The sequence below is a fragment of the uncultured Fibrobacter sp. genome, assembly GCF_900316465.1.
GTDB lineage: Bacteria > Fibrobacterota > Fibrobacteria > Fibrobacterales > Fibrobacteraceae > Fibrobacter.
This window is the reverse complement of record NZ_ONDD01000040.1, coordinates 1-19,238: the sequence shown is the minus strand read 5'-3', so window position 1 is coordinate 19,238 and position 19,238 is coordinate 1. Positions and strand designations below refer to the sequence as shown.

Annotated in this window: 15 protein-coding genes; 7 read left to right on the top strand and 8 right to left on the bottom strand. The window is 48.6% G+C overall.

Annotated features, from left to right (window positions below):
• The 4 genes from QZN53_RS11970 to QZN53_RS11955 form a co-directional block, all read right to left on the bottom strand.
• A partial coding sequence (locus QZN53_RS11970) for a PHP domain-containing protein (RefSeq protein WP_163439165.1) occupies nt 1–725 on the bottom strand: 725 nt, incomplete at its 3' end.
• A 20-nt stretch (nt 726–745) separates the two neighbouring features.
• Nucleotides 746–1,720: a glycosyltransferase family 2 protein gene (locus tag QZN53_RS11965; protein ID WP_163439164.1), complete on the bottom strand. Its 975-nt coding sequence runs from the start codon at nt 1,718–1,720 to the stop codon at nt 746–748.
• Between the two features lie 66 nt (nt 1,721–1,786).
• Nucleotides 1,787–3,721, bottom strand: coding sequence for a LamG-like jellyroll fold domain-containing protein (locus QZN53_RS11960; protein ID WP_294653321.1), 1,935 nt, complete (start codon nt 3,719–3,721; stop codon nt 1,787–1,789).
• Between the two features lie 88 nt (nt 3,722–3,809).
• On the bottom strand, nt 3,810–4,433 hold the full coding sequence (locus tag QZN53_RS11955) for a class I SAM-dependent methyltransferase (RefSeq protein WP_073318171.1): 624 nt from the start codon (nt 4,431–4,433) through the stop codon (nt 3,810–3,812).
• A 60-nt stretch (nt 4,434–4,493) separates the two neighbouring features.
• Here QZN53_RS11955 and QZN53_RS11950 point away from each other — a divergent pair, with 60 nt between their 5' ends.
• The 3 genes from QZN53_RS11950 (at nt 4,494) to QZN53_RS11940 (ending at nt 8,811) form a co-directional block, all read left to right on the top strand.
• The gene (locus tag QZN53_RS11950) at nt 4,494–5,456 is read left to right on the top strand and encodes a lysylphosphatidylglycerol synthase transmembrane domain-containing protein (RefSeq protein WP_163439162.1); all 963 of its coding nucleotides are present in this window, start codon (nt 4,494–4,496) and stop codon (nt 5,454–5,456) included.
• 65 nt (nt 5,457–5,521) lie between these two features.
• The gene (locus QZN53_RS11945; protein WP_163439161.1) at nt 5,522–7,336 is read left to right on the top strand and encodes a hypothetical protein; all 1,815 of its coding nucleotides are present in this window, start codon (nt 5,522–5,524) and stop codon (nt 7,334–7,336) included.
• A gap of 116 nt (nt 7,337–7,452) precedes the next feature.
• Nucleotides 7,453–8,811 (top strand): hypothetical protein, encoded by a 1,359-nt coding sequence (locus tag QZN53_RS11940; protein ID WP_163439160.1) that lies wholly within the window; start codon nt 7,453–7,455, stop codon nt 8,809–8,811.
• A gap of 1 nt (nt 8,812) precedes the next feature.
• On the opposite strand, the gene QZN53_RS11935 is transcribed toward QZN53_RS11940, so the two are convergent.
• Genes QZN53_RS11935 through der form a run of 3 tightly spaced genes read right to left on the bottom strand, consistent with a single transcriptional unit; the run spans nt 8,813 to nt 11,897 of the window.
• Nucleotides 8,813–9,844, bottom strand: a complete 1,032-nt coding sequence (locus QZN53_RS11935) for an NAD(P)H-dependent glycerol-3-phosphate dehydrogenase (RefSeq protein WP_163439159.1) — start codon at nt 9,842–9,844, stop codon at nt 8,813–8,815.
• A gap of 42 nt (nt 9,845–9,886) precedes the next feature.
• Nucleotides 9,887–10,522 (bottom strand): glycerol-3-phosphate 1-O-acyltransferase PlsY, encoded by a 636-nt coding sequence (gene plsY, locus QZN53_RS11930; RefSeq protein WP_163439158.1) that lies wholly within the window; start codon nt 10,520–10,522, stop codon nt 9,887–9,889.
• Nucleotides 10,455–11,897 (bottom strand): ribosome biogenesis GTPase Der, encoded by a 1,443-nt coding sequence (der, locus tag QZN53_RS11925; protein WP_163439157.1) that lies wholly within the window; start codon nt 11,895–11,897, stop codon nt 10,455–10,457. Before der ends, plsY begins: the two co-directional genes overlap by 68 nt.
• A 141-nt stretch (nt 11,898–12,038) precedes the next feature.
• Between der and QZN53_RS11920 the strand changes: the two genes are divergently transcribed.
• From QZN53_RS11920 to QZN53_RS11910, 3 genes are all read left to right on the top strand, one after another.
• Entirely contained in the window at nt 12,039–13,241 is a 1,203-nt protein-coding gene (locus QZN53_RS11920; protein ID WP_294653307.1) for a glycoside hydrolase family 18 protein, read from the top strand.
• A 35-nt stretch (nt 13,242–13,276) separates the two neighbouring features.
• Entirely contained in the window at nt 13,277–14,818 is a 1,542-nt protein-coding gene (locus QZN53_RS11915) for a DUF4832 domain-containing protein (RefSeq protein ID WP_163439156.1), read from the top strand.
• 102 nt (nt 14,819–14,920) lie between these two features.
• On the top strand, nt 14,921–15,958 hold the full coding sequence (locus tag QZN53_RS11910) for a hypothetical protein (protein ID WP_163439155.1): 1,038 nt from the start codon (nt 14,921–14,923) through the stop codon (nt 15,956–15,958).
• A 4-nt stretch (nt 15,959–15,962) separates the two neighbouring features.
• Here QZN53_RS11910 and QZN53_RS11905 read toward each other — a convergent pair whose 3' ends face one another.
• Nucleotides 15,963–16,730, bottom strand: a complete 768-nt coding sequence (locus QZN53_RS11905; RefSeq protein ID WP_163439154.1) for a DUF1016 N-terminal domain-containing protein — start codon at nt 16,728–16,730, stop codon at nt 15,963–15,965.
• A gap of 293 nt (nt 16,731–17,023) precedes the next feature.
• Here QZN53_RS11905 and QZN53_RS11900 point away from each other — a divergent pair, with 293 nt between their 5' ends.
• Nucleotides 17,024–19,054, top strand: a complete 2,031-nt coding sequence (locus tag QZN53_RS11900) for an N-6 DNA methylase (protein WP_163439153.1) — start codon at nt 17,024–17,026, stop codon at nt 19,052–19,054.
• The last annotated feature ends 184 nt before the right edge of the window (nt 19,055–19,238 follow it).

Here is a 19,238-nt window from a genome sequence, read left to right as displayed (position 1 = left end):
TCAAAGCCGTTCAGCGTTTCTTTAAGCGAAATGCAGCGCAAGACCTTATGCGCTTCGGCATCTTCGGCCTTAATGTAGTGAACGTCTGCTACCGCTACAATTTCACGACCCAACTCGCCAGCAAGCTGGACGTTAAAATCGTTCAGCAACTTTTGCTGAGGCACCCCGTTATCGCACACCGAAATGTACAGATGGTCGTGGTCAAAAATCTTGTCGAGGGCTTCCATGTATTCGCGGGCAACGCTATTGCGCCCCGACGCTACGCTCTGGCCGTACTTGCTAAAGAAATCGCCTGCGATGGCGATAATGCCTTCTTTATGCTCTTCGATAACCGACAGCGGTACCGATGGAATTTCTGCCCAGCGGTCACCGTCTTCGTAGCGATAACTCACAATGCGGAGCAGGTTATAGTACCCCTTCTCATTTTCGACCAAGAGAGTCAACCGTTCAAACGTGATCGGATCTTTCTGGTTTGCGCTGGAAGTGTCCACATAAATATGGCAGCCGTAAATCGTCTTTACCGGCGGGAGGCCCTTTTCTTTGCGGGCCTTGTTCATGTCTTTGCCGCGAGTCTGAATTTCTAGAATACCGAACATCGCGCCATGGTCAGTAAGCGCGACCGCAGGTGCGTTTTCTTCGGCTGCAGCAGCCAAAATGCCGTCTAGACGGGCGGAAGACTGTAAAACAGAAAATTCAGAATGAACTTGCAGGTGAACAAAGGCCATACCCGCAATTTAGAAAGTTCTTATTCGGCAATCGGATACAAGGCCAAAATTTCGCGGACTTTAGCACTGACGTTACCGAATTTCTTTTGATAACGACGGCGGGTAGAAAGTTCTGCCGGAAGCTTAGCCAAAGCCTGCAACCAAGCCTTTGCCAAGGCGCCACAAATGGCAATTTTCGAAAGCTTTTTGCCATCGCCGGACTGTCCGGGAACTCCCCCCTTGGCCATATTCAGGTAACGCACGAAACCGCGAACCGGAAGCTTTAAAATATCGCCTACCGAAAGCAGGCGAACAGCCGTCCGCAAGCGGTTGCGTTCCGAATAAAATAACTTGCGTGGCGAGTAGCGAACCGTGGTCATGGAACGTTCGTGATAGACTTTGGCCTCGGGGCAAAAGATAGTCTTGTAACCGGCAAGATTATGGCGGAAATACCATTCCGTTTCTTCGAAGAACAAGAAGAAACTGGCATCCATTCTGCCCGCGGCCTTTGCAGCGGCCTTTCGGAAACTCATCACGGCGCCGTAGCAGCCAAAGACTTCTTTTTCGCGTACATCGGCATCGGCGATATTCAAGCCGCTCGCTTCGTTTTTGGCAAACAAGTCCGGGCCAAATTGCACACCCACGGCATTCACCACACCGCACTTTTCCATCACGAGACTTGCAATGGAACCTGCTTCAGGGTGACGATTAAAACACTTCAAAAGATTTTCGGCCCAAGTCGGGTCAAATTCCAGGTCCATGTTGCAAAGCACCTGGATATCGGCATCCATATTTTCGAGAAGCCCGTTACAGGCGCCCGCATAGCCCAAGTTCTTGGGGCTTTCGATTACCTTGCAATCAAGTCCCTGTTCTTTCAAAAGCTGGATAGAATTGTCGGCAGAGGCGTTGTCATAAACAAGGACTCGCACTTGTTCCGATTGTGCAAGCAAGCTCTTGACACACTCCGAAAGTTCAGAGCCACCGTTATAATTGATAATACCGACATCTATTTTCATAATCACCTAAAATAAGAAAGGGACCCGCAGGTCCCTTCAAATATAGTTTAAACTAGTCAGCGAGTATTACAGACCGAAGTAGCGGATGTAATCGATTTCGCCGTTAAAGAAGCGATTGTGCTTTGCCTGATTTACAGCATCATACGCGATGCCGATATCGTAGCCCAGCTGAGACACATCGCCCGTGGCGCCTGCCCAAGCGGTGCGCTGACCGTTCTGGTAAACAAACACGGAGTCGGCGGTACGTTCCACGCGGATATCGTTCCATTCGCCAAGAGCAAGTTCCTTACCCTTGAGGACATTCCATTCCGTGCCATCCGTTTCGGCATCGCGGAAATGAACCGTAAGAACGCCATTGTCGACGCGGATAATCCAACCGTCGCCGTAGCGTCCAGGAGGCTCGGCAGCGATGATGTTCTGCATTTCGCCAAATTCAGTCGGCTTGACGCGAGCGGTGACAGCGAAGGTATTGCGCATGAACACTCTCGAGAGGTCAATCGGCAAGCCGGATTTACCATCGAGGACAAGCGTGGTATCGGCAACGACCGGATTACCAACAGCAACCTTCGTAGAATTGTTTGCCATGCGATCAAGGCCGACAAACTTCGGTTCGTTGAATTCCCAGGCAGCAAGCAGCCATTCATTCTTGGTCACCACCGCACCTTCGGTAAAGCCCTTGAACACACCGAAGCGGATATAATCCATTTCACCGACGAAGTAGCGATCATGGAATGCCTGCTGCATGCCATCGTAACCGATACTCCAGTCGTAGGCCATTTGAGTCAGGTCACCCGTATAGGCAACGGCAACCGTCACTTCGCCATCCTGGAACAACTTGACACTGTCAGCGCTACGTTCCAAGCGGATGTCACACCATTCATTGAGAGTCATTTCCTTGCCCGGGAAAACGTTCCAATCGTCGTAATCCTTTTCGGTGTCGCGGAGATGGACCGTAAGCACGCCATTGTCAACGCGGATAATCCAGCCGTCAACACCACGTCCAGGAGGCTCGGCCACAATAATATTCTGCATGGTACCGAACTGGGTGGGCTTCACGCGGGCTTCGACCACGAATTCGTTGATCTTGATGTCATTTTCGAGAGACACCTTAAGACCCGATTCGCCATCGAAGCGTGCAATGCCGGAATCCGAAGCAACAGAGCCTTCGCCAGCAGTTGCATTATGTCCGTGACCAGTCACATCAAGTCCGACATTTGCAGGATCATTGAAATCCCATTCGGCAATCCATTCGGTTACCACGGTGTCCTTGGTAAGATCGATCGTGTCGACCACAGTCTGCAAGGTATCGATAACCTGGACTGAATCCACCGGAGTGTCCTTGATTTCGTCGACATTTTCGACACCAATCTGTTCCACAGAGCCGTTGTTGCAGTGGCACTGGCCCGGAACAAGGATATCAAAGCCAATCGTAAGCTTGCCGCTCACCTGGACCACCACACCGGAATCGTCCTTGAAGGCGGCAATAATCTGACCGTTGACCCAGAACACGACAATCTTACCGGCGCGTTCCATACGCACGTTGGCAAGAGACTTCTTTTCGATATGCTTGTCGGTCTTGAACTTGTGCCATTCGCCGTTGCCATGGTTGCGCCAAGAATACACGATAGCGCCACCTTCAACCTGAATCATCCAGGCGGCACCGTCGCCATCGACGCCGGCAGAAGCAACAGTATATGTAGAATCGTCTTCGACCTGCACATCTGCATCGACCGCAAAATTGTCGTTTCGCAGAGTCGAATCCACATCGACAGACACAGTCTTCGAAGAATCGGCGGTAGAATCGGAAAGATCCCAGGATTCCACAACAGAACGCCTGTACTTGGCGAGGTGCGTCTGGGCATCTGCGATATTCACGCGGATTACGTTCTGTTCTTCACTCACAGAACCCGTCAACGAAGACGACGACGATTCAGAGGAGCAACCGAACATTCCGATCATCGCCATGGAGGCGACTGCGGGGATTGCATACCATTTTTTCATTTTTGTCTCCTTCACCCCTTTATTCTGGGCAAACATTCTTCGTAAGAAAATAATATTTTCGAACTTGGAAAACAAGTGGCTTTGTAAACTACTTCTTAATTTTGGTCAAAAATCCGTACTGGAACGGGATATAACTTAAATGAGCCAGGATATTGGGCATAAATTTGAGCTGTTTTCGGATACCCACGATGCGTTCCACCTCGAGACCGTTTTCCTTGGCGAAGCGGATAAAGCTCTTTTTGGTCCAGAAAGTCTTGTGGTTGATATCAAGAACGCCGAGTGCACGTTCACCCTGGTCCACCTTGACATAGCGGAAATCCCTGGTCAAGACAATCTTGAGGATGTTTTCAACGCAGATAAAATTGGGGAGCGAAAGAAGGATATGGCCTTCCGGGGTCAAATGCTGCTTGCAGAAATTAATGAGGTCCACCGGATCGTTCACATGTTCCAGCACGTCGCACATGACTATCAGGTCAAACTTGCGGTCTTCTTTATAGTCTTCATAAAGCACGTGGTGGTATTCGTTGAATCCGCCCGGGAAATTTTCCGCCGTCTGGCAATCAGTACGGTTTTCAGGTTCGATAGCAACCTTGTAGGAATCCTTCGGATAAATCACGCAGTTCTTGCCAGAGCCGGCACCTATTTCCAGAACACTCTTGGCATCTTTCGGAACAAGCATGGCAATGTCGTAACGAATTTTATTCGGGTACATAAAACCTCTTTTTTTGGGCAAATATAATTTTTTTTATCAAAAATACTATTATTGTGCTCAATGGCAACCGATAAAACAGCTACCAAGCTCCTTGCAAAGCGGATATTCCAGCTTATTGTAAGCGTGGGTGGATTCGCCTATATCTTTTATAAGGTGCCATTTTCAAGCGTCGTAGACAATTGGAGCCTTTCGATGACTCCTTGGATCCTTTTGATGCTTGTCGCCGCAAACCTGATTATGCTAATCCAGGCGAACCGCTGGAAAGGTCTTTCGGTACAAGGACCCGAAATTCCGTTCAAGACTTACTACGCCTACACCGCCATGGGTTATTTTTTCAACAACCTGTTGCCTACGGGTTTCGGGGGCGATGCTGTCAAATCGCTCGCCTTCGGCAAAAAATTCAACCAGACGAGCCAATCGATTTCGGCGGTGCTCCTGTCGCGAATCCAGGGGTTGCTGGCCATGTTCCTGTGCTTCTTTATAGCCCTCCCCTTCGCTTTAAGCAAAATCGAGGTCCCGTTCGCCTACACCCTGGTTATGATTATAGCGATGCTGGTTTGCGTAGTATTTGTGATTCTTTGCCTGTTTTCGGACAAAGTACCTGTTCCGGCAGTCATTTTGAACAAACTTACTTTTATTCCTAAAATGCAGAAGAGCCTGTCTATATATAGACAATACAAAAAACAGGTTTTCCTTTCGTCTTTGGATTCCCTGTGGCTGCAGCTTTTGACCCTTTTTATGGCCTACGCCTACTTTAGAGCCGTAGGGCAAATGATTGACATCAGTATTCTTGTTGTTTTCACTAGCATTACTATAGTCATTTCGATGCTCCCGATTTCGTTGAACGGGATCGGCGTCCGCGAGGGCGTGCAAGTCGCCCTATTTACTGGAATTCTCGGGATTCCAGCCCCGATCGTGCTATCGGCTGGACTTTTGGGCTATATTCCGCTACTTTTCCAGGCCATACAGGGTGCTGTTGTACTTTTGTCTGCAAAAAACAACACTTTGCCCGAAAACCATTAAAATTTCTTTACATCTTCTGTTTTTTTTATTATCTTATTGAATAAACAAAATGGAGGAACACATTCATGGGATTTTCAAATAAACTTTTTGTCTGCGCATTTGGCGCCATGTCCCTTTTGGCTGGCTGCGGCAGCAGTGGTTCTAACGACGACAAGCCCTCTAGCCCGGCAGCAGATACTCCCGACACCCCTAGTTTCAATGTTTCCGGTTGCCATGAATTGAACGATGCCGACGCCCAGGCCCAGCTTGAATCGGCAAAGGCAAGCATCGTAGACATTCTGCAGGATTTGGGTGAAGGTGATTTCCATAATGCACAGGTGATTAGCGCCCAGACCAAGTCCACCTTCAAAGCCGTTCTCGACAAATACCCCACCAGCTGCGAAGCCCAGCTCGGCTACGCCCTCGGAATCGTGACCGACCTCGTGAATAACAAGGAAATCAAGGGTTTCATCGACACCGTGAGCAACAAGAACGACCTTGTCGACATGAATGTCAAGGATTACAACAGGCTCCTCATTACCGCCGACGGCAAGCTCCTTACAAGTGTCGCCCAAACCGCCATGGCAGAGGCAATCCCCTCCTTGGATTCTGCAATCATCTACATGCGAAACATTGTCAACAACAAGGACTTTACTTGCAAGTACACTTACAAGGACCGCACCTTTGAACTGGACCGTGGCGAATTTGCTCCGGCACTTGCAGGCCTGTTTGTTGCAAAGGCAGCCCTTACGCTCGGCGCCAGCATGAACATCGATTTCTCGGAAAACGGCAACTACGACTGGATGAATGACTTGGAGGAATACAGCGAATACGAAACCTCCAAGGTCACCATGCGTCAAGTCGAAAGCCTCTTGAGCAAGAAGAGCTCTTTCACGACCATTTACGACAACTGGAAGCCTAGCTACAAGAACATTCCGAACTTGCTGGACAGCGCCATTTCTTACGTGGAACTCGGCCTGCAATACGGTATCGACGAATCCAAGCTCGGCACCACGACCCAGATGAACGACCCCTACATTGTAGGCGATGGCGAAATGTCTGACGTAAGCGTCAAGGATTTCCAGAAGGCAATTGACTCCCTCGAATACTACCGCCAGGGACTCCGCACCGGCGTCGAAGTCACACTGCCGCAAGGTTCCAAGGTTACCATCAATATTGCGAAGTTCTTCGAAATCACCGACGGTTTCCAGGAATATCTGCCGTACCACCATGTCAACGACCCCTCTGTATGGTTCAAGCCGGACCAGGGTTATGGTTGGGCAAACGTTTTGACCTACAAGTCTTACGCAGAACATGAACTCGGTGTTGCAATCAAGAGTGAACTTTCAAAGACCATGGCTCTCAAGGACTTCTACGCTTGGGTAAGCACCCGTTATTCCTGGTACGACGAAGACATTCCGGCAGTACCCGAAGTTTGCATGGACATCGAAGATGCAAACGACTACTACTATAACTGCTACGCAACTACCATCAGCAACTGTACTGTATCCTTCGCCATTTCTGAACGCTCTTACAGAAGCAACGATCTAGAATTTGTTCCTTCGCCAGTAAAGCTGAGTTCCGATGTCTGCAAGGTTGAAAACGGAGTTTCTAAGTTCGCGACGGCTTACCAGTACCAGTCCGAAAACTACTTCTATTTCACCGACGCCAGCGGCAAAAAGACCATTTCTCTGCAAGGCCTCGACAACGGCTACCTTGAAGGCAATGTCATCAAGGACTACACCGCCCGCGAATTGAGCAAACTCATCTACTTCCCGGACTTTACTTTTGGTGGAGTGTTCCCCGGCATGACGGCTGAAAAGTTCTGGAATGTCATCATTACCGAAACAGAAGAAGATGATGATGACTACGATGAAGACGTCTGGGAATTCGTTGACTAAAACAATCCGTGAAGTTTTCAGTTAAAATACTGTTTTTAATTGGGGTCGCAAACATTGCGGCCCATTCTTTCAGTAATGCAGGGTTCGCCGATTGCAGCGGATTATTCTTGTTGCACATGAGCGACAAGCAATTTTCGGCAAGGCAATGCGGCGTCCACGATTCCTTTGAAGCCGAAAACCTGAAAGTCTACGGAGACCTGCGCCATATCACCTATCAAGGACGCTATAGCGAAAAGAAAGACCATTGGGACGCCAAGGGTCTCAACAGTCTAGATATTGCAAGCGTCGGCTTTGAAAGCAGATTCAAGTACATCACCCTCGGTGTCGATGTCAGCAGTTTGCCCTTTATCAAATCAACACTTGCCGTACACCGTTCCGACTCGCTGTTTCGCGTCGGAACAAGTATTGGCCGCGGAGTCATTGATTTAGGAAACATCACGTGGTTCTCGGAAGACTACAGCAGTATCGTTCCCGAAATTTCAGTAAGTTGGGAATCACACCTGTTCTACCGCAACCTATCGGCAGAATTCAATCCGGGAATTCACCATTTTGGAGTATCGGGAACTTACCTGCAGTCATCGCCTAGAAACCCGCACAAAGAATACTATGTCAGAGATTCGATTAACGTTCTTTTAGTGCATGGGGAATACGGAACAACCCTCGGCAAGAATCATTTGCAACTCGGTTATTCTTTTGCCGATGCCAACGCTCGCCTGTACGGGATTTTTCAGCAAGAAGAAAGCCGCAAACGCTTTATGTACCTTCCGGTTGAAGCAAGGCTACACTTGATTCAGGCTGGATGGCAGTACGGCAGTCTGAATACGAACTTGAATTACGCCCTCCTTACAGGCAAACTAAGCGCCAACGAAGACCGCTTTTACGAATCGCTTGCACCCAATAGGGCGCTCCCCACCTCGGTCTTGAAATCGCTGTCGTTTAGCTTTTTACAGAAGCTGTTCCGGATTAACGCCGACCTTGACGCAAGCGGAATCTTCGGCGGGGCTTTTTACCAGTGGCATTTCGGGAAAAAGTATTCCATCAACCCCAATGCAGGAATCGAAGCTTATTACGCTAGCGGCACCCTTGATATTGACAAGAAAATCGAGACACTAATCTTGGTGACTTACAACGAACAGCACGAAATCTACACGCGAGAACTCAAGAGCGCAGGTGGTGTCGCATCACTCGGGTTAGAGCTTCGCCGCGAAGGAAGAATCTCGATAGCCCTGGATTACGGCATTGCGCAATTGATTCCGGTGTACATCAGCTACAAGGAATTCTTGCCCGACGATAAGGCCGATTCCGGCAACAGCAATTCAGGTCAGGGAGGCTCCGGTAAAGGAGGCTCTTCTGATTCCAAGAAATCCAGCGAGCAGCAGGAATCCAAGAAAAAATCCGGCGACCTTGAAACAGAAAAAGGGGCCGCATTCCGTAACGGATTTGCGACCCACTTAGGAATTACAGTGAGATTCTAGATTACTCCCAGACTTCCGTCTTGAGTTCGCGACCCCACATTTCCTTGATGACATCGTCCACGTTCTTGCCTTCGAAAAGGAGGGCGTGAACGGCATTCACGATCGGCATTTCGACACCGAGCTTGTCGGCGAGAGCCTTGGTGCTCTTGCAAGTCGGAACGCCTTCGGCCACCATCTTCATGCCGCCGAGGACCTGTTCGATGGTTTCGCCCTTACCGATGTGTTCGCCCACATAGCGGTTACGGCTATGCTGAGAAAGGCAAGTCACAATCAAGTCGCCCATGCCAGCAAGGCCAGCAAACGTTTCGGGCTTTGCGCCGAGGGCCTTACCGAGGCGGCACATTTCTGCCTGACCGCGAGTGAGAATGGCAGCACGAGTGTTGTCGCCAATCTTGTACTTGCCACCGGCTTCGAGGCCGTAGAGCACGCCGGATGCAATGGCAATCACGTTCTTCACGGAACCGCAAAGTTCTACGCCCACAATGTCAGTGGAGGTGTAAACGCGCAGATAAGAGCAGCTCATGGTCTTCTGCACGAGCTTGGCGGATTCTTCGTTCACGCAAGCAGAGACAATGGCTGTCAGAATGTGGCGACTGACTTCTTCGGCATGAGACGGACCGCTGAAAGCAACCATCTTGTCTTCGGTGAGCCAAGGAACGTTTTCGAGCAAGACTTCGCTCATGAGCTGGTTCGTGCCTTCGAGAATACCCTTCGTAGCGCAAACCACAACCGGTTCCTTACCCTTGGCCGGAGTCCACTTGCCAAGATTCTTTGCGACACCGCCCATAAACTGGCTCGGCACCACAATCAAAACCATTTCGCAACCTTCGAGGGCTGCGTTCATATCAGTCGTATACTTAAAATCAGCCGGGAAAATAACGCCAGGGAGTTTATCCTTGTACTGGTGTTCTGTCGAAAGCAGGTCCACTTCGGCCTGGGAATTGGTCCAGAACATCACATCGTTCTTGTTTTCGTACACCACCTGGCCAAGGGACAAGCCCCAACCACCAGTTCCTAAAACTGTAACCTTCATAATAAATCCTCGCCTATCACTTTTTCCTATAATCTACAATAATTACGCCTTGGGAGTCTTGCGTTTGCTGCCAAAACCGTTTTCAGTGCCGTTCATAAGGCGCTTAATGTTGGATTTGTGCTTCACAATCACGAAAACAGCCACAATAAGGCACGTAATCATCAGGCCAAGGTTAATGTCGTCAGGCGGGAACGGCAACTTGAGGTAGCCCATTACCGCAAACACACCAAGCGCCACGCAGGCGCCAATGCTACCCACAGACACATACTTGGTCGAAAAAGTAAGGATAATCCAAACACCAAAAGCGCTAAGCGCCGTAATCGGGCAAAGGGCCAAGAACACGCCCAAAGCGGCGAGCACGCCCTTACCGCCGCGGAAACCGGCAAAGCAAGTAAAGCTGTGTCCCAGAATCACCAAAAGGCCTGCAACAAGCGGTACCCAATGGGAGTAGTCTGCGCCACCGGCGGCCACCTGAGCATCGCACATCTTAATAGCAATCCACGGACCAAGGATACCCTTGATCAAGTCCATGAACACTACCGGGAGCGCGGGTTTCCAGCCGAGCACGCGGAATGTATTGGTGAGGCCCGCATTCTTGGAGCCGTAATCTCTAATGTCGAACGACTTTCCCTTTGCGATTTTTGCGATCCAGATCGCGCTGGGGATTGACCCCAGCAAGTACGCTATTGGAAGACTCAGTAAACTGTTCAAGATCTTCATCCTTTCTAAGGGTTAATTTCTGGTCGAAGTTCAAGCGGAGGGGTGCGCCCTGCAGCTGGAATTCTTCGTAAAACTGTTTGAGCAAGTAACGCTTGTAAGAATCGGCCACCAGTTCCGGCGTGCGAGTTTCGATCGCAATCACGGGAGGTTCCACCATGATCTGGCAAGCGCGAGTCAGTTGCACCACGCGGGCGTTCTGGCTCGGCACCGGATTCTTTTCCAAGAAGCTTGCAAAGGCGGTTGCCACACGGTCGCGGCCAAGGACGCGACGGCAGTTGGCATACACCGTCTGAATAGCCTGCACAATGCGGTTTACACGCTGGCCTTCCTTGGCGCTCGCCGAAATAATCGGCACGTATTCAAGCATCGGCTCGCGTTCGAGCATTTCCTTGACCATGTGGTCAAAGGACTTTTCGGTCTTGTCCGGGAAAATGTCCCACTTGTTGAGCACTAGCACCAAGCCCTTGCCCGCCTTGCGGATTTCGGTAATAATGCGGAAATCCTGGACTTCGAGACCGCGAGTGCAGTCCACCATGAGTACCGACACGTCGGATCGACGGATACTTTCGAGGGTACGCATGTTGCTGAAAATTTCAACTTCGTCTTCGACCTTCGCCTTCTTGCGCAGGCCCGCCGTATCAGTCACCACGAACTTGACGCCATCGACCGCAAAGTCGCAGTCAATGGAATCGCGCGTTGTACCCGGAATATCGGACACCACGGCGCGGTCTTCGTTCAGCAAGCGGTTCAAGAGAGTGCTCTTGCCTGCATTGGGGCGGCCGAGAATGGCAAAGCGAATCGGGCGTTCTTCGCGACGTTCACCACGCACCGGCGTCGGGAGCACCGCAACCACTTCGTCCATGAGCGAAAGGCAAGCATAGCCCGTGAGCGCACTGATGGTACGCGGGAGGCCAAAGCCAAGCTTGAGGAACTCGTAGCTTTCCTGACGGTCGACACCGTTTTCGCTCTTGTTCGCCACAAGAATCACCTTCTTGTCGAGTTTGCGAATCATGCGGGCAAACTGTTCGTCGAGCTTGGTAATGCCCACGCGGACATCGACCATGAAGAGCACCAAGTCAGCCTCTTCGACGGCGTTAAAAATCTGGGTGCGCACGCTATCGGCGAGCACATCGATGGAATCGTCCGGCAAGAATCCACCGGTATCGACCACCGTAAATTCATGGCCCTTGTAATTGGCCGTCTGGTAATGCCTATCGCGGGTCACGCCGTCGCGGTCAGAAACGACTGCGGCACGACGCCCCAAGATTCGGTTAAAAAGAGAAGACTTGCCCACGTTCGGGCGTCCAACTATACATACGACAGGTAATTTCATCGAATGTAAATATAGAAACTTAGCGTTTAAATCCTAGATTACAGCGTAACGAATCCTAATACGAAACACTCCTAACTAGACTAAAATCACAAAAAAATATTATTTTAAAGACGGATAGACGATTATTCATTAGGAGAGCCTATGAGAAGCAACAAGCTCTGGATTGCATTTTTTATCACTTTCGGAATTTGCGCCTCATGGGCCAAGCCCCTATTCATTGGCTACTACCCCGATTGGGGAAAATGGCACAAGCCCGCCTACACGGTAGACAAAGTGCCCTATGAAAAGCTCACGCATGTTCTGTGGAGTTTTATTACGCCAAATACGGACGGTTCGCTTAAAGGCGATGCCGCCGAAGACCCGAGCGCACTTGATTCCATGGTAACCCTTGCGCACGCTGTGGGCACCAAGGTGATTGTTTCGCTCGGCGGTGGCGGACAGAGCGAAAATTTCGCGCCTGTTGCATCGGATGACGCCCTTCGCAGCAAGTTCGTCAAGAACCTCGTGAAATTCGTTGCAGACCACAACCTGGACGGTCTCGACATGGACTGGGAATGGGAATACAACCCCGTGCCCGAAGCAGACACGATTGCCTACAGCAAGTTACTCACCGAGCTCCGCGAAGCGCTCCCCGAAGGCAAAACGCTCTCGGCAGCACTCCCCTGCTCGCCCTATTACGGCAAATGGTTCACCCCCGAAGTCCTCGTGAAAAATCTGGACTGGTTCGGGTTCATGACCTACGACATGACCGGCGACTGGGATGAAAAAGCCATGTTCGATTCACCGCTTTACCCCCACGAAGGTTACACCACCTGGTCGTGGGAAGAAACTCGCGACTACTGGAAAAAACGCGGCGTTCCTACCGAAAAAATGGTCTTCGGAATTCCCTCGTTCGGTTTCGAATTCAAGGGTGCCACAGGTCCCGGAACCGATTTTACCAAAGGATCCGCAAAGCAAGTCGCCTACAAGGATATTGTCAAGAACACCGACTGGGAATATTTCTATGACAGTATCGCCGTGGAGCCCTATGGCGTATCATCCACCGGCTACGTCACCTTCGAGGACCCGCACTCTTCTGCAGTCAAGAGCCGTTGGGTCAAGGAAAACGGCTACGCAGGCATCATGGTGTGGGAAGTTTCGCACGACTATATAGAAGGTACCGGAAACCCGATTCTCGACAGCATCGCTGTGGTACTCCGCGACAACAGCGTTGCAATCAAAAAGTCCCGCAACGGCATTATTCGCACCAATAGCGCAACCGGCAAGCAAATCGATATTCGCGGCCACCGCGTTCAAGGCAAAAAATCCATAATTTTACTTGACTCCAAACGCTCAAGGCGATAGATTTGTAAAGGCGAAGTTTTTAAAACGGAGTGTGTATGGTGAAAAATCGAAAAATCGCGAGTGGCGCGGTTGCGTTTTTGGCGACGGGCTTACTCGCAGCAAATGCATTCGCGGCGGACCGTTCCGTTGCATTAAACAAGAGCATTGAATCGCTCGAGCCCATGAAGGGAATCGTTTTCTGGCCCGACCAAGCGAAAAGCCAAAAGAACTTGCAGAGCGCCATCTCGCTCGAATTTTCGTATTGCCTCCCCTGCGCCGTGGTAACAGGCATGACCGGCGACAAGCTTAACTACGACTGGAGCAGTTTTGAAAAGCTCCTTGACGACATCAAGAGCCGTGGACACCAAGCCATTGTACGCTTTCGCATTGAATACCCGAACGAGACCATCGAAAATGCCCCCAACTGCACCGAGGGCGTGAAAGGCGCCACCGCAGTTCCCAGCTACTTCGCTGCCAACAGCAATTACCTGGAAACCTTCTCCGAAAACCCGGGCGGCGACGGTCCCACTTACTATGCCGACTGGAGTAGTACCGCACTCCAGTGGTTCTACAAGCAATTCTACGCCGACTTTGCCGCAAAATACGACAAGGACCCGCGCATTGCATTCGTGCAGGCCGGTTTCGGACACTGGGCCGAATACCATATTTACGGCACCAAGCTCAATCTCGGTTCGAACTTTCCTTCCAAGGACTACCAAAGCCATTTCCTAAGGCATCTTGACACATTGTTCGTAGAGACCCCTTGGAGCATTTCCATTGACGCCGCAGACGATGAATACACCCCCATCGCAGGCAACAAAACCTTGCTCGGGCTCAAATTCGGCCTGTTCGACGACTCCTTTATGCACAAGGAACACGACATATCCCAAGGTGACGGCGATAACGAAAAGAACTGGCAAACCATGGGCACCGATCGCTGGCAAACATCACCCGCCGGCGGTGAAATCAGTTATTACGAAGACAAGGACCAGCACGAATTCTTGAACCCTGCAGGCCTTTACGGCGTCACCTGGGAAGATGCCGCCGCCAAGTACCACATGACATACGTAATCGGCAACGACGCGCCCGAAGGCCAATACGCCACCAAAGACCGCGTGTACGAAGCGAGTTCTTATGCAGGCTACAAGTTTGAAAACACAGGCTACGCAGTCAACAAGGTTTCAGCAGCTGTCCGCGTGAAAAATATCGGCATCGCTCCGCTCTACCACAACGCCTACATAACCGTGAAGGGCGTGCGCAGCGAAAAGTCTCTCAAGGGACTCTTGCCCGGCAAAGAAGCAACCTTTACTGTAGCAGGCATCCAAATCGGCGACAGCGAATCACCCGAAGTCACTATCACCGGCGACAAGCTTCTGAAAGACGCTACTATTCCCTACAAGGCAAGCCTAGACGGTAGCGCTGCGGTCATCGAAGGACTCCTTGACGAAAATAGCACCGCCATCGGGAAGGGTCGCTTTGCAGAAAGCCGGGGAAATCGCGGCTATGAGGCAGGCAAAAACCGCGCCACAGACATCAAAGGCCGTAACGTTCCGGGGAAGGCCGCCAAAGGCGCCTACTACCCCATTTTAAGCCGCTAGTTTACACGATTTTATACAAATAATCCAGAACAAAATCATTTTTTAGTAGAAAATACCCTCGCAAAAGGGTATTTTTCTGTTATAGAAAATCGAGGAGAACTTATGAACATTCGCAAACACTGGAAAAAGGTCCTGTTGTCATCGACCGCATTCTTTTGGGCAAGCTGCGGTGGCGATAGCGAAAGCGCTTCTGTAACAGGCGGAGACAACAACGAAACTCTACCCGATTCTATCGTCAAGCCCGACGACCTTGACGGAATCAAGACCGACACGCTCTATGGAGTCAGACCCGTTTACGACATTGATTCGGGCGCCGTTTCTAGTTCCGACGCTTGCGAAAGTTCAAGTTCCGCCGAAGAGACTCTATCGAGTTCAAGCGAAACTGAATCCAGTTCCAGTTATGACCCTTCGATGCCCTATAGGCTTGCAAGCGACCCTAGCATCCACTGCGCTTGGGAAAACTTTGTCGGAGCCACTTTTGAATGTCTTGACGGACAGGACTACCAAGCCACAGTAAGATGGAAAAAGGAACAACTTGCCAATAACCAGACCCGAACCCTTGAGCAGCTAGATTTCCTCGAAGACAAAACAAAAGCAGTCCTTGACGAATACGATGTTCCTCTTTATGGGGTGCCTAGTAACACATGCACACATCGAGATTTGGGAACTGCGGTATATAAATGTTCCGATGGGCAAACATATCCCGCCAATTTTTATGTTGATGGGGATAAAATTCTCTATACCGAAGAAGAGTATAGAGCAAAGTATCCCGAGAAATTTCAATCGAGTTCCAGCTCAGAACCGGAGCCGGAATCCAGCAGCAGCGTTCCGCCTCCGTCTCCGCTCTGCCAAAAGAATGATTTCGCCACTTATTCAGAAATGGCAGAAATCTTTACAAAAGACAAGGACGCTCTTTTGGACAGCGCCAAGAATGCGGCAGAGAACAACCTTTCGGAAAGCGATTCCAACTGTTTGGCAGACGTACATATCAGCCGTTCTTATGCAGATGTAGATGTTCTCGCCAAGAAGCAGATTTGCGACGGCGACACGATAGTAAACCCGCGTTACTTGGAACGAATCGACACGCACAAGGAATACATCCGCAAGCAAATCAAGAATTGTCTGGACGAAGAGAACTAGGTTTTCAATTCACTTTCCAATATCCACCCTTGTCAGGACCAACTCGTTCAATCAACCTCTTTGCTTTTAGCTGAGACAAAAGCCGTTCCACCTGTCTTGAAGTCATTCCCATTTTTTGCGCTATGTTTTTCGCCGAAATGCTCGGAGACAATGCGATTATTTCAATAATTTCCCGTTCCTTTTCTCCGACATTTTCTCCGACATTTCCTTGGACATTTGCGGTTTTTTCATCAATCAAGGCATTTTTCAGGGCCGATTTGACAAAGTATATCAACTTTCTGTGTACTTTTCTATGTACTTTTCTGTGAACCTGTGTCAAAATCAACAATTTGCTAACGCGCGAGAAAGAAAGTCGTGTTACAAGCAGTTCTGGCGGCGTTTCGAATTTGCGAGACGCTGACTCGCAAATTGGGCCCCTGAGTTTTTTCTCTATAAAAGGCATTTTTTCGGGCAAAAAGTCTATTCCCTGCAATTTGTGAGACGCTGTCTCACAAATCTGTGGGTACTTCACATAAAAAATCCTGCATGCATTCAGCAACTGTCGATCAAGTCCCTTGATGGACAACTTATCCGCCAAATTCTGCAATAGGCGAGCCCCGTACTTGGCTCGGTCGCCCCCCTCTTGCTCATATTCGACTATATAGCAGCCGATAGCCCAATTTCGTATTGTCAGCAGCTGGTTTACGGCACCCTTGGCAACGGAACTTGTCGCGTTATGGACGTTTTTTTCCCGTTCAGCAAGGTTTTCAATTTTTTTCGCATTTTTTGCCATTCCAATAATCTATATTGCAGTTGACATAGCCCCGTACCGAATGGTTCGGAGCGACCGGAATTTTTGAGATTCGTCTCTTATTCTCTAGTCTGAAACTACCACTTTCAATCTACACGAGGATAAGACGAACGCTCACGTCCCTATCGGGGCGTGGGTCGTTTGTGCTTATTGTGTAGAAGGGTGTGGTAGCCCGCAGACTAGATAAGCACTGCGACTCCACGCCTTTTTTATTTTAGAAAAAGACTTGAATCTTGCTTTTAATAAAGACGGAACTCGTAATAAAGGAAACCGTCATGGCAAAGAGCATAGAAGAACAAGTTGAAGATTGGTGCAAAAATCAGCTAGAAAAGTACTTTACCAAAACAGAAAGTATCAACTCAGAAATCGATGAAGCTCTTAAAACAGCTCCTAGCAAAAAAGGCGGGGCGGGTCAAAACCTTCCGGATATCAAATGCTTTGTATCTGTCGGTTTCAGAAACATCCCTGTAATGATTGAATGCAAAGGAACTAAAGGTGATTTTGCAAAAACAGACGAAAAGGGTTTGATTTCTAATACGAATAAAAAAGGAGAACCCGATTATACAGCCGTTACAAAATATGCCGTTAATGGTGCCGTTCACTATGCGAAATCAATTCTTGATTTCACTGAAACATATAAAGAAGCAATTGCCATTGGTGTGAATGGGTATAGGCAAGACAACGAATTACAGCTAGAAATTGGCGTTTACTATTTATCAAAAGACAACCTCGCTATACCCAAGAAAATCGGAGATTTTTCAGACTTAAGTTTTTTAAAAAAGAAAAACTTGAAGGAATTCTTTAAAAAAATTGATGAGCTTAAATTGACGCCAGAAGAAATAGAAAGCAGAAAACTTGCTCTTGAAGATGAAATTGAAAGCAAGTTAAAACGTCTCAACCAAACAATGCATGACGATTTAAACATTACAGTCAAGTCAAGAGTGATGCTTATTGTCGGGTTAATCATGGCGGGACTTGGCGTTGAAGGTGTTTCTGGAGGTCTCGAAGTTGAAGAATTAAAGGGAGAATTAGGAAAAAAATCTAATGATGCACAAAAAATCATTGATAAGGTAGAGGACTTCTTACGCGTTAAAAATCTCCCTGAAGAGAAGCGCGAAGCAATAATGCATGAACTTTCGAATGTGTTTAAAAATCAGGATCTTTATACGCCGAAGAATGGCGAAAGCAAGCTCAGGAAAGTCTACGCCATTCTCCATAAAGATATTTTGCCTTATCTCACTTCTGATTTGCATAATATTGATTTTACGGGAAGACTTTTCAATGTTCTCAATGACTGGGTCGATGTTCCCGATGGTGCGGAAAATGATGTTGTTTTGACCCCTCGGTACGTAACGGAATTGATGGCAAAACTTACAGAAGTCAACATGAACAGTTATGTTTGGGATTATGCCACCGGTTCTGCGGGTTTCTTAATTTCAGCGATGCATTTGATGATCGCAGATGCAAAAAACAAAATAAAAAGCCCTGAAGAATTACGAAAAGAAATCGCAAAGATTAAAGCAGAAAAGCTTTTAGGCATTGAGAAACTTCCTGAAATTTACATCCTTGCTGTTTTGAATATGATTTTGATGGGTGATGGTTCGTCAAACATCATCAATGGGGATTCAACGCAATATGACGGAAAATATAAACAAGGCGAAATGAAAGACAAAGAATTTCCTGCAAATGTATTCTTGTTGAATCCTCCCTATTCTGCTCCCGGCAAAGGATTGAATTTTGTAGAGAAAGCTCTTTCAAAGATGAAGGGCGGTAAAGCAGCGGTTCTGATTCAAGAGAATGCAGGAAGTACACAAGGTGATGGATACACAAAAAAGATTTTGAACAAAAATACCTTGATTGCATCCATACATATGAGCACCGATTTGTTTATTGGCAAATCAAGCGTGCAAACGGCAATTTATGTTTTTGATGTAGGCACTCCGCACGACACTGAAAAGCTTGTAAAGTTCATTGATTTTTCAAATGATGGGTACGCTAGGCAAAATCGTCGAAAATCCAGTCAAAGTGTAAACCTTAAAGATGTTGACAACGCCAAAGAACGCTATGCGGAACTCGTAAATCTTGTAGTTCGCGGTAAAGGGAAGGATAACAAGAATCTAAACTACTACAAAGACTGTTTTGTAGAAGACTACATAACACTCGAAGGGAATGATTGGACATATAGCCAGCACAAGAAAATTGACATTAAACCCACTGAAGATGATTTTAAGAAGGTTGTCAAGGAATATATGGCTTGGCAAATCAGCGATTTAATCAAGAATGGAGATGAACGCTTGGGAAAATAGCTCACCCTCGTTCTAAAGTATCCGGGAACGAGGGTGGGTTTAAGGAATTTAGGATAGGCGATTTATTCGATTCACAGACAGGTGATGTTGATTTACAGCAAAGTGATGTAAATGGGAATGGCGCTTTCTTTATAAATTCAGGATTAGAAAACTGTGGTATAAAGGGAAAAACAGATCGTCAAGC

Coding starts and splice junctions, on each gene's coding strand:
- QZN53_RS11965 (WP_163439164.1), bottom strand. CDS start 1,720: ATGAAAATAGATGTCGGTATTATCAATTATAACGGTGGCTCTGAACTT.
- QZN53_RS11960 (WP_294653321.1), bottom strand. CDS start 3,721: ATGAAAAAATGGTATGCAATCCCCGCAGTCGCCTCCATGGCGATGATC.
- QZN53_RS11955 (WP_073318171.1), bottom strand. CDS start 4,433: ATGTACCCGAATAAAATTCGTTACGACATTGCCATGCTTGTTCCGAAA.
- QZN53_RS11950 (WP_163439162.1), top strand. CDS start 4,494: ATGGCAACCGATAAAACAGCTACCAAGCTCCTTGCAAAGCGGATATTC.
- QZN53_RS11945 (WP_163439161.1), top strand. CDS start 5,522: ATGGGATTTTCAAATAAACTTTTTGTCTGCGCATTTGGCGCCATGTCC.
- QZN53_RS11940 (WP_163439160.1), top strand. CDS start 7,453: ATGAGCGACAAGCAATTTTCGGCAAGGCAATGCGGCGTCCACGATTCC.
- QZN53_RS11935 (WP_163439159.1), bottom strand. CDS start 9,844: ATGAAGGTTACAGTTTTAGGAACTGGTGGTTGGGGCTTGTCCCTTGGC.
- der (WP_163439157.1), bottom strand. CDS start 11,897: ATGAAATTACCTGTCGTATGTATAGTTGGACGCCCGAACGTGGGCAAG.
- QZN53_RS11920 (WP_294653307.1), top strand. CDS start 12,039: ATGAGAAGCAACAAGCTCTGGATTGCATTTTTTATCACTTTCGGAATT.
- QZN53_RS11915 (WP_163439156.1), top strand. CDS start 13,277: ATGGTGAAAAATCGAAAAATCGCGAGTGGCGCGGTTGCGTTTTTGGCG.
- QZN53_RS11910 (WP_163439155.1), top strand. CDS start 14,921: ATGAACATTCGCAAACACTGGAAAAAGGTCCTGTTGTCATCGACCGCA.
- QZN53_RS11905 (WP_163439154.1), bottom strand. CDS start 16,730: ATGGCAAAAAATGCGAAAAAAATTGAAAACCTTGCTGAACGGGAAAAA.
- QZN53_RS11900 (WP_163439153.1), top strand. CDS start 17,024: ATGGCAAAGAGCATAGAAGAACAAGTTGAAGATTGGTGCAAAAATCAG.